Annotated in this window: 13 protein-coding genes; 7 read left to right on the top strand and 6 right to left on the bottom strand. The window is 72.8% G+C overall.

The genetic code is table 11. The features are described 5' to 3' along the window. From KBX39_RS17515 to KBX39_RS17505, 3 genes are all read left to right on the top strand, one after another. A partial coding sequence (locus tag KBX39_RS17515; protein ID WP_210871557.1) for a PhzF family phenazine biosynthesis protein occupies positions 1–322 on the top strand: 322 nt, incomplete at its 5' end. A 49-nt stretch (positions 323–371) separates the two neighbouring features. Next, positions 372–740, top strand: a complete 369-nt coding sequence (locus tag KBX39_RS17510) for a YciI family protein (protein WP_069090174.1) — start codon at positions 372–374, stop codon at positions 738–740. An 80-nt stretch (positions 741–820) separates the two neighbouring features. Next, entirely contained in the window at positions 821–1,279 is a 459-nt protein-coding gene (locus tag KBX39_RS17505) for a hypothetical protein (RefSeq protein ID WP_043324686.1), read from the top strand. A gap of 20 nt (positions 1,280–1,299) precedes the next feature. Here KBX39_RS17505 and KBX39_RS17500 read toward each other — a convergent pair whose 3' ends face one another. Next, entirely contained in the window at positions 1,300–1,704 is a 405-nt protein-coding gene (locus KBX39_RS17500; protein ID WP_069090175.1) for a nuclear transport factor 2 family protein, read from the bottom strand. A gap of 65 nt (positions 1,705–1,769) precedes the next feature. On the opposite strand from KBX39_RS17500, the gene KBX39_RS17495 reads away from it, so the two are divergent. From KBX39_RS17495 to KBX39_RS17485, 3 genes are all read left to right on the top strand, one after another. Beyond that, positions 1,770–2,306, top strand: coding sequence for a TetR/AcrR family transcriptional regulator (locus KBX39_RS17495; RefSeq protein WP_210871555.1), 537 nt, complete (start codon positions 1,770–1,772; stop codon positions 2,304–2,306). A 190-nt stretch (positions 2,307–2,496) separates the two neighbouring features. After that, the gene (locus tag KBX39_RS17490) at positions 2,497–3,285 is read left to right on the top strand and encodes an alpha/beta hydrolase (RefSeq protein ID WP_210871553.1); all 789 of its coding nucleotides are present in this window, start codon (positions 2,497–2,499) and stop codon (positions 3,283–3,285) included. 9 nt (positions 3,286–3,294) lie between these two features. Next, positions 3,295–3,693 carry a VOC family protein gene (locus tag KBX39_RS17485; protein WP_210871551.1) on the top strand — a complete coding sequence of 133 codons (399 nt, stop codon included), beginning with the start codon at positions 3,295–3,297 and terminating at the stop codon, positions 3,691–3,693. 4 nt (positions 3,694–3,697) lie between these two features. Here the strand turns inward: KBX39_RS17485 and KBX39_RS17480 are convergent, their stop codons facing one another. Genes KBX39_RS17480 through KBX39_RS17470 form a run of 3 tightly spaced genes read right to left on the bottom strand, consistent with a single transcriptional unit; the run spans position 3,698 to position 4,678 of the window. Next, complete coding sequence (locus KBX39_RS17480) at positions 3,698–4,093, bottom strand: hypothetical protein (RefSeq protein WP_043324682.1); 396 nt, start codon at positions 4,091–4,093, stop codon at positions 3,698–3,700. Beyond that, entirely contained in the window at positions 4,090–4,470 is a 381-nt protein-coding gene (locus KBX39_RS17475; protein WP_210871549.1) for a VOC family protein, read from the bottom strand. Before KBX39_RS17475 ends, KBX39_RS17480 begins: the two co-directional genes overlap by 4 nt. A 13-nt stretch (positions 4,471–4,483) precedes the next feature. Beyond that, positions 4,484–4,678: a hypothetical protein gene (locus KBX39_RS17470; protein ID WP_064446215.1), complete on the bottom strand. Its 195-nt coding sequence runs from the start codon at positions 4,676–4,678 to the stop codon at positions 4,484–4,486. Positions 4,679–4,842: 164 nt separating this feature from the next. Here KBX39_RS17470 and KBX39_RS17465 point away from each other — a divergent pair, with 164 nt between their 5' ends. Then, entirely contained in the window at positions 4,843–6,249 is a 1,407-nt protein-coding gene (locus tag KBX39_RS17465; protein ID WP_210871547.1) for an alpha/beta hydrolase, read from the top strand. Between the two features lie 84 nt (positions 6,250–6,333). Here KBX39_RS17465 and KBX39_RS17460 read toward each other — a convergent pair whose 3' ends face one another. Beyond that, entirely contained in the window at positions 6,334–6,831 is a 498-nt protein-coding gene (locus KBX39_RS17460; protein WP_043324678.1) for a YcxB family protein, read from the bottom strand. A gap of 57 nt (positions 6,832–6,888) precedes the next feature. Continuing rightward, on the bottom strand, positions 6,889–7,521 hold a 633-nt coding region (locus KBX39_RS17455; protein WP_210871545.1), incomplete at its 5' end, for a cyclopropane-fatty-acyl-phospholipid synthase family protein.

The raw sequence follows: 7,521 nt of genomic DNA, 5'->3' as shown, positions 1-7,521 counted from the left end.
GACCGAGCGGGACTGGACCACGGTCGACCTGGTGCATCGCGAGTCCCCGCTGGTGTTCCACGCGCGCAATCCGTTCCCGCCCGGCGGCGTGGTCGAGGACGCCGCGACCGGGGCGGCGGCCGCCGCGTTCGGCGGTTACCTGCGCGAGATGGGCCTGGTGCGGCCGCCCGCCACTGTCACCGTGCGGCAGGGCGAGGACATGGGCCGCCCGAGCCTGCTCACCGTCGGCATCCCCGCCGATCCCGGCGCCGGGATCGCGGTGACCGGCACCGCCGTGCCGATCCCGGCGGATGACGTCGGATCCGGGTCGGCTCGTTCGTAGGACGGGTGAGAGGCGGCCGGACCGGCCGCCCGGACAAGGGAGTCATGGCATGCCGCGGTACCTGATCTCATTCAACGACGGCGCGATGGACCACATCCCCGCGGAGGAGATCCCCCAGGTGGGCAAGGACGCGCACGCGGTCATCCAGGAGGCCGTGAACGCTGGCGTGTTCGTGTACGGCACTGGGCTCGAACGTCAGCAGGCGAGCATCGTGGGCACGGACGGGGTGGTCACCGACGGGCCGTTCCCGGAGACCAAGGAGGTCATCGGCGGGTTCGTGGTCCTCGACGTGGCCTCACGCGACGAGGCGCTGAAGTGGGCCGCCAAGATCGCCGTCTCGTGCCGCTGCGCCCAGGAGGTCCGGGAGGTCATGCCCGACCCCGAGACGGAGGCGATGCTCCGCGCGGCGGGCCGCTGACCGGTCCGATGTCGACGCGACGACGGTGGGCGGGGCACCCGGACGGAGGCCATGCCTACCATGATCGCTAGCCTCGTGCGGTGAAACGTGAACTCGCCGCGCTCTCCCTGCTGTTCGTCGTCTCCGCGTGTGCGCCCTCGGAACCCACGCCGTCGACGTCCGCCACCCCGTCGTCGTCCGCGTCGGCCTCGGCCGCTCCTCAGGCCGGCTCGACCGCGCCCGCGGACAAGGTCGCGGCCGGTGCGTGCAACATGGTGGCCCGGGTGGTCGAGCAGCAGGACGTCCGCTTCACCTCGAACTCGCCGATCGCCATGCGTGCCCGCAAGGCGGCCGACCCGGGCGTCCGGGACGCCGGCGAACGGCTGGCGGTGGCGGCGAAGGAATCCGGGGACATGTTCGTCCGCAACGACCCGAACGAGGACACCGGCCCGGTCGACGCCCGTATGGCCGAGGCGCAGCGCGGGCTCCTGTCCGCGTGCACGGCGCTGTTCGGGCCGCAGCCGTGGCCGTTCGCCCCGTCGCCGACACCGACCACCTGAGCCGCGGCGCTGATGCCGGCTCATGCCGGGCCGGCGGCCCCGGCGATGGCGAGTGTGTGCTGATATTCGCGCCAGTGGGCCAGCTTGCCGTCCCGGGTCCGCAACACCCCGATGAACGGCGCGGACGCGGTCACCCCGGTCACCGTGTGTGTGCCGACGAGTTCGTACTCGACCACGATCACCTCAGGGTCGGCGGTCTCGTGTACGACCACACCGCGGCAGTCGTCGAACCGCACCGGGAAGGACGCCCGGCCCGCTCGCGTGTACTCGAGAACGGGTTGCTTCCCCTCAGTGCGCGTCGGGTGGCCGGGCACGGCGAAGGGCGTCTCGATCACCACGTCGTCGGCCAGCGAATCCGCCTCGAACGTGGGCAGGTTCGCCAGCCACCTGGCGCGCATGCTCTCGAAGATCTGCTGCGGTGTCATGCCGGCCTCCGCGATAATGAGTCGTGACTCGACTTGTATCACAGAATAATGAGTGGAGACTCACTTTGGTAGAGGGTCCGCCCCTGCGCGCCGACGCGCAACGCAACCGGGCACGCATCCTGGACGCCGCCGAGGCGGTCTTCGCCGAGTTCGGCGCCCGCGCCTCCACCGAGGAGGTGGCCCGCCGGGCCGGCGTCGCCATCGGCACGGTCTTCCGTCATTTCCCCACCAAGGAGGACCTGCTCGCCGCGCTCATGAAGCGACTGCTCGCACAGCTCACCGAGGAGGCGGGACGACACGACCTCTTCGGTTTCTTCAGACACACTGTGGCCCAGGCCGCCGCGAAGAAGACGGCAGTCGAACTGCTCGCCGGATCCGGCGTGGACATCCGGCTCCCGGATGCGGTAGGTCACCTGGAGGAGGCGATGGGCAGGCTGCTGCAACAGGCCCGGGCCGACGGAACCGTCGCCGACTCGGTACGGCTACCCGAGGTGATGGCGCTGCTCACCGGCATGTGCCAGGGCGCGCTGCACGGCGGATGGGACGAGCACCTGCAAGCCCGGACGCTGGCGGTCGTCTTCGCCGGCTTCGAGCGCGGCTGACGGTCCGGGATCACACCGCGATAAACCGGTTGGCCCGCCCGGCGAGCGCTGTTACCTTGCCGGTGGCCGTGCCGGAGAACGAGGGAGGTGGTACCCGTGACCGCAGTATCGACATGGGTGCTCCCCTCGGGGGTCACGGCCGGGCGATAGGTCGTCCGGGAGCGCCGTCGCACTCCCGAAAGGCACGACCATGCGCTTCACCTCCGAACAGCGCCTCGCCGACGGCGTCCGCGAACGCGAGTTCACCCTCGGCGAGATCCCGGGCATCCTGTGGACGCCCGCCTCCACGTCGGCGCCGGCCCCGCTGATCCTGCTCGGTCACCCCGGCGGACTGCGCCGGATGTATCCCCGCCTGGCGGCCCGGGCGCAGGGCTGCGTCGAACAGGGCTTCGCCGCCGCCACCATCGAACTGCCCGGCGGTGGCGACCGGCCCGCGTCCGCCGCCGCCGAGCAGGCCCGCGCCGACCTGCGCCGGGCACTGGCAGCCGGCGAGCGGGTCGCCGACGAGGTGGTCGACCGGCTCGTCCTGCCGCTGGTGGAGGAGGCGGTCCCGGAGTGCCGGGCCGCGCTGGACGCGCTCCTCGCGCTGCCCGAGGTCGGCGGCCCGGTCGGGTACGCCGGCGGGGTGATCTCGATCGGCGTACGGCTGGCGGTGGTCGAACCGCGCATCGTGGCCGCGCTCCTGTTCGCCGGAAGCTTCGTGCCGCGCGCCATCATCGAGGAGGCCCGGCGGGTCACCATCCCGCTGCACGTCCTGTTGCAGTGGGACGACGAGGGCAACGACCGGCGGATGGCGCTGGACCTGTTCGACGCCTTCGGCTCGTCGGAGAAGACGCTGCACGCCAACATGGGCGGGCACACCGGCGTGCCGTGGTTCGAGGGGGACGCCGCGAACCGGTTCTTCGCCCGGCACCTGAAGGCGGGCCCGCCGGTGGCGGTCTCGGCGGATCCGGGGGAGCGGACGCCGTCCGGCCAATAGGGTGATCGCATGGCGCCCGTGACCGGACTGGACCACGTCGTCATCGCCGTGTCCGACTGGCGGTCCGCCACCGACTTCTATCGCGACGTCGTCGGCGCCGAGGTGATCGGCGTCGGCGGCGACCGCGTCGCCTTCCGGATCGGCCCCCAACGGTTGAGCGTGCACGGGCCGGGTCTCGACCTCGGCGGCAACGTCGCCCGGATCCCCGTCCGTCCGGGCAACAGCGACATCTGTTTCGTCTGGGCGGGGCCGATCGAGGAGGCGGTGGCGCATCTGCGGCGGCACGACGTCGAGGTGGAGACCGGACCGGTCCGGCGGGTCGGCGCCGGCGGTGCCGGGACGAGTGTCTACTTCCGCGACCCGGACGGAAGCCTGCTGGAGTTCATCTCCTACCAGGAGAGGCCGTGACCGGTCAGAGCGGTGACACCACCAGCTCGACGTGCCGGGCCTCCGTCGCGTCGTCCACGGCGAACTGCAGCAGCCAGCGGCCCGGCGCCAACTCGATCTCGTCGTTGTCGTCGGCGTCGCCGACGTAGAGCCGCCCGGACGGGACGTCCAGTGTCACCTCGTACGGGTGCCCCGTGACGCGCTGCGACGTCACCCGGATGTCGAGGGTGACATCTGCCTCTCCCTCGTCCGCCACGGCGGCGGAGGCGACCACGACTGCGACGTGGTGCGTCGTGGCGAACACCGGCGCGTCCCCGGCGTGGAAGTCGATGTCGAAGTCGGTCTCGCAGAGGGCGTCGCTGAGGTAGACGGCACCCCAGTGGTAGGGGCGGACCCGGCGTACGCGTCGGTCGTCGGTCACGCGAGCCCGCCGACCGGCGGCGCCCAGGTCGGGCGCGGGATCAGACAGAACGGGTGACCGGCCGGGTCGGCGTACACGTGGTCGCCCGCCAGCCGCCGCGCGCCCAGCGCGAGCACCGCCGTACCGGCCGTGTCCTGGTCGTCGACCATCACGTCGAGGTGCATCTGCTGCGGCACCGCCGGATCCGGCCACGTCGGCGCAACCAGGTCGTCGACGCGCTGGAACGCCAGCCCGGACGCCGCCGTACCGGCCGACACCACGGCGAAGTCGTCGTCCGCGTACGTGATCGGGTCGCCGAGGACCGCGCTCCAGAAGCGTGCCTCGGCCATCGGGTCCGGGCAGTCGACGATCAGGTGGTGGAGTCTGCCGAGCGGCATCGCGATCACCTCGTCAGCTCAGCCGCAGGTCGTGTTCGGCGAGGGCGGCCTCGACGACGCCCAGCGCCTTCGGTCCCATGCCGTGCAGGCGGGCCAGCTCCGCGCGCGGTACACCGGCGAGCCGGCGCAGCGTGGTGTAGCCGGCCGCGGTCAGCGCCCGCGTGGCCGGCGCGCTGATCTTCGGCAGGCGGTCCAGGGACGACGTCATCGCCCGATGCTAGACCGCCACGGTGCGGCTCGCCTGCCCGTCCTTCGGCCCGTCAGGGACGGAATGGGGGAAAGACCCGACGGGCGTATCGGGGCGTTTCCGTATGGGACTCGGGTGGGACGCCGCTGAAGAATCGACAGGCATCCAAGACACCGGGAGGTGCCGTGTTCCGACGTACCGTGGCCGTCGCTCTGGCCGCGCTCACCGTCCTGGCGGGACTGCCCGGCGCGGCGCGCGCCGGGCTTCCGCCGCAGCGGCTCGTGTGGAGCGAGTGCGCCGACGACCTGCCGGACGTCCCGCCGGATGAACGCGTGCGGTGCGCCCGGCTGCGGGTGCCGGTGGACTGGGCCCGGCCGAACGGCCCGACGTTCGATCTCGCCGTGGCACGCCGGTCCGCGCGCCTGCCGGAGCAGCGGGTGGGCACGCTGGTGTTCGGGCCGGGAGGCCCCGGCGACTCGGGAGTGGAACGGATCCGCAAGGGCGACCGGTTCAGCGACGAGTTGCTGGACCGGTTCGATCTGGTCAGTTTCGACCCGCGTACGGTCGCCCGCACCGCCGCGCCCGTCTGCGCCCCGGATCCGGCCCTGCGCAAGCCGGCCGTCCCGCTGACCGGTCAGGCCGACTTCGACGCCGCGGTGGCCTACAACCAGGCGCTGTGGCGCAGGTGCCGTCCGACCAGCCCGGTGTTCGACCACGCCGACACGCTCAGCACCGTCCGTGACCTCGACGCGTTGCGGCGGGCGCTGGGGGAGCGGCGGCTGTCCTTCCACGGCAGCTCGTACGGCACGCTGCTGGGCCAGCAGTACGCCGAGCGGTATCCCGGCCGCGTGCGGGCGGTCGTGCTGGAGGGCGTGTTCGACCACAGCCTCGACGTGCGCTCCTTCGTGCGGACGCAGGCCGCCGCGTTGCAGGACTCGTTCGACGAGTTCGTGTCCTGGTGCGACAGGTCGCCGGAGTGCGTGCTCCACGCACGCGACGTGCGGGCGGTCTGGGCGCAGGCGCTGGCCCGCGCGGACCGGGGCGAGTACGCCCCCCGTACCGCCTTCGACGTCACCGCTGTGGCGCTCGGCCTGCTCGCCGGTCCGCGTTGGCCGCAACTCGCGGTGATCGTGCGGGACATGGCCGCCGGTACGCCGCCACCGGAAGTGAATCTCCCGGTCTCCGTCGCGGCGTTCTGCGCGGACTGGCCGGCGCAGGTACGCGACTACGCCGCGTACGCCGGCGTGGTCCGGGACGCCCGGGCCGTCGCCCCGGACGTCCGGTACGGCGCCGGCCTGCTGGCCGTGCAGACGTGCCTGGGCTGGCCGTCCCCGGTCCGCAACCCGCCGCACGAGCTGAACGTGCACACCCGCACGCCGCTGCTGCTGCTCAACGCCCGGCACGATCCCCGCACCGGCTACGCCTGGGCCGTGAACGTCGCCCGGCAACTCGGCCGGCACGGACGCCTGGTCACCTACGAGGGCTGGGGCCACGGCACCTACCAGCGCACCGACTGCACGACCGCGGTGGTGGACCGGTACCTCGTCGACCTGACCGTGCCCGCCCCGGGCACACGATGCCCGGCGAGCTGACCGCTGCTGGACCGCCGGTGCGGCAGGTTGACGCGACCGCCGGACAGGCCGGCGACGCAACACGTACAGCCGATCAGAACCTCGTCAACGGTCGCCGAGCAGTCCGCGTCCGGCCATGAAGGCGCGCAGCGTCCCGGCGTCCTCGGCGGACATCAGCCACCGGGGGATCACCGTGGCCGGCATCCGTCCCACGTACACGATCCAGAAATCCGGGGTCTCGGTGACCCGCTCGACGCCGTCCCAGGCGATGCCGCCGGACTCCGAACCGCTGCGCATCATGATGTTACGGTCGTCGATGTCGTAGCCGCCCTCGACCGCGTAGCCGCCGGACCGGCGTCGGGCCCGCCAGCGCACCCACGGCGCGTACAGCATCGACAGCACGCCGGCCACGATCAACGCGGTCCACAGCGACGCGAAGCGGCCACCCCGCTCCGACGCCTGCGAGGCGATCCAGCCGATCACCCCGATCGCGGCGAGGGCCGCGCCGATGTAGCCGAAGCGGCGCAGCCGGGCGGCGGCGAGCGCGGCGGCCACGCGGGCCGGATAGGCGGGGTCGGCCGGTACGGCGAAACGGATCTGCACGCCCGAACGATAGTGCCCCGCCCGCCTGTCCCGGGCCGGACCCGCGCCGGTAGCCGGTCAGATCCGGCGCAGCACCAGCGTCACGAACCCCAGCACGCCGCGGTATCCGCGCAGCCACTGGTCCCGGTGCTCCCGGGCGGTGGCGAGCGCGCCGGCGGCATCCGGGTGACCCGGGTTGTCCAGTGCCCACTCGGTCAGCGAACCGGTCCACGACCACTCGTAGTCGTCCCACTCGGCGGCGTCGCTGACGTGCGCGTACACCGGGGTCCAGCCGGCCTGCTCGGCGGCCGCGACCAGACCGGCGAGGTCGGTGTGGGCGTCGGGTTTCGCGCCCAGTGCCGCCAGCGCCTGCGGCGTCGGCGGCACCTGCCAGAACCCCTCACCCACCATCAGGACGCCGTCGGCGTTCACGTGCCGCCCGGCCAGATCCAGCGTCTCGCCGAACCCGCCGAACGCGTGCGTCGACCCGACACAGAGCACCAGGTCGTAGTCGCCGTCCGGCACGTACGACCGGGCGTCGCGCTCGTGCAGCGTGAGCCGGTCGGCGAGGCCGCGCACGGCGGCGGCCTCCGTGGCGCGTTCCAGCGCGTACGGGTTGAGGTCCACGCCGTCGGCGTGCCCGTCCGGGTGGTGCGCGAGGGCCTGTAACGCCCAGGCGGCCTCGCCGCAGCCCAGGTCGAGAATCCGGGC

Source organism: Micromonospora sp. D75, assembly GCF_018070405.1.
Lineage (GTDB): Bacteria > Actinomycetota > Actinomycetes > Mycobacteriales > Micromonosporaceae > Micromonospora > Micromonospora chalcea.
Note: the sequence above shows the minus strand (reverse complement) of the source record. Positions and strands in the feature narration are given on the sequence as shown.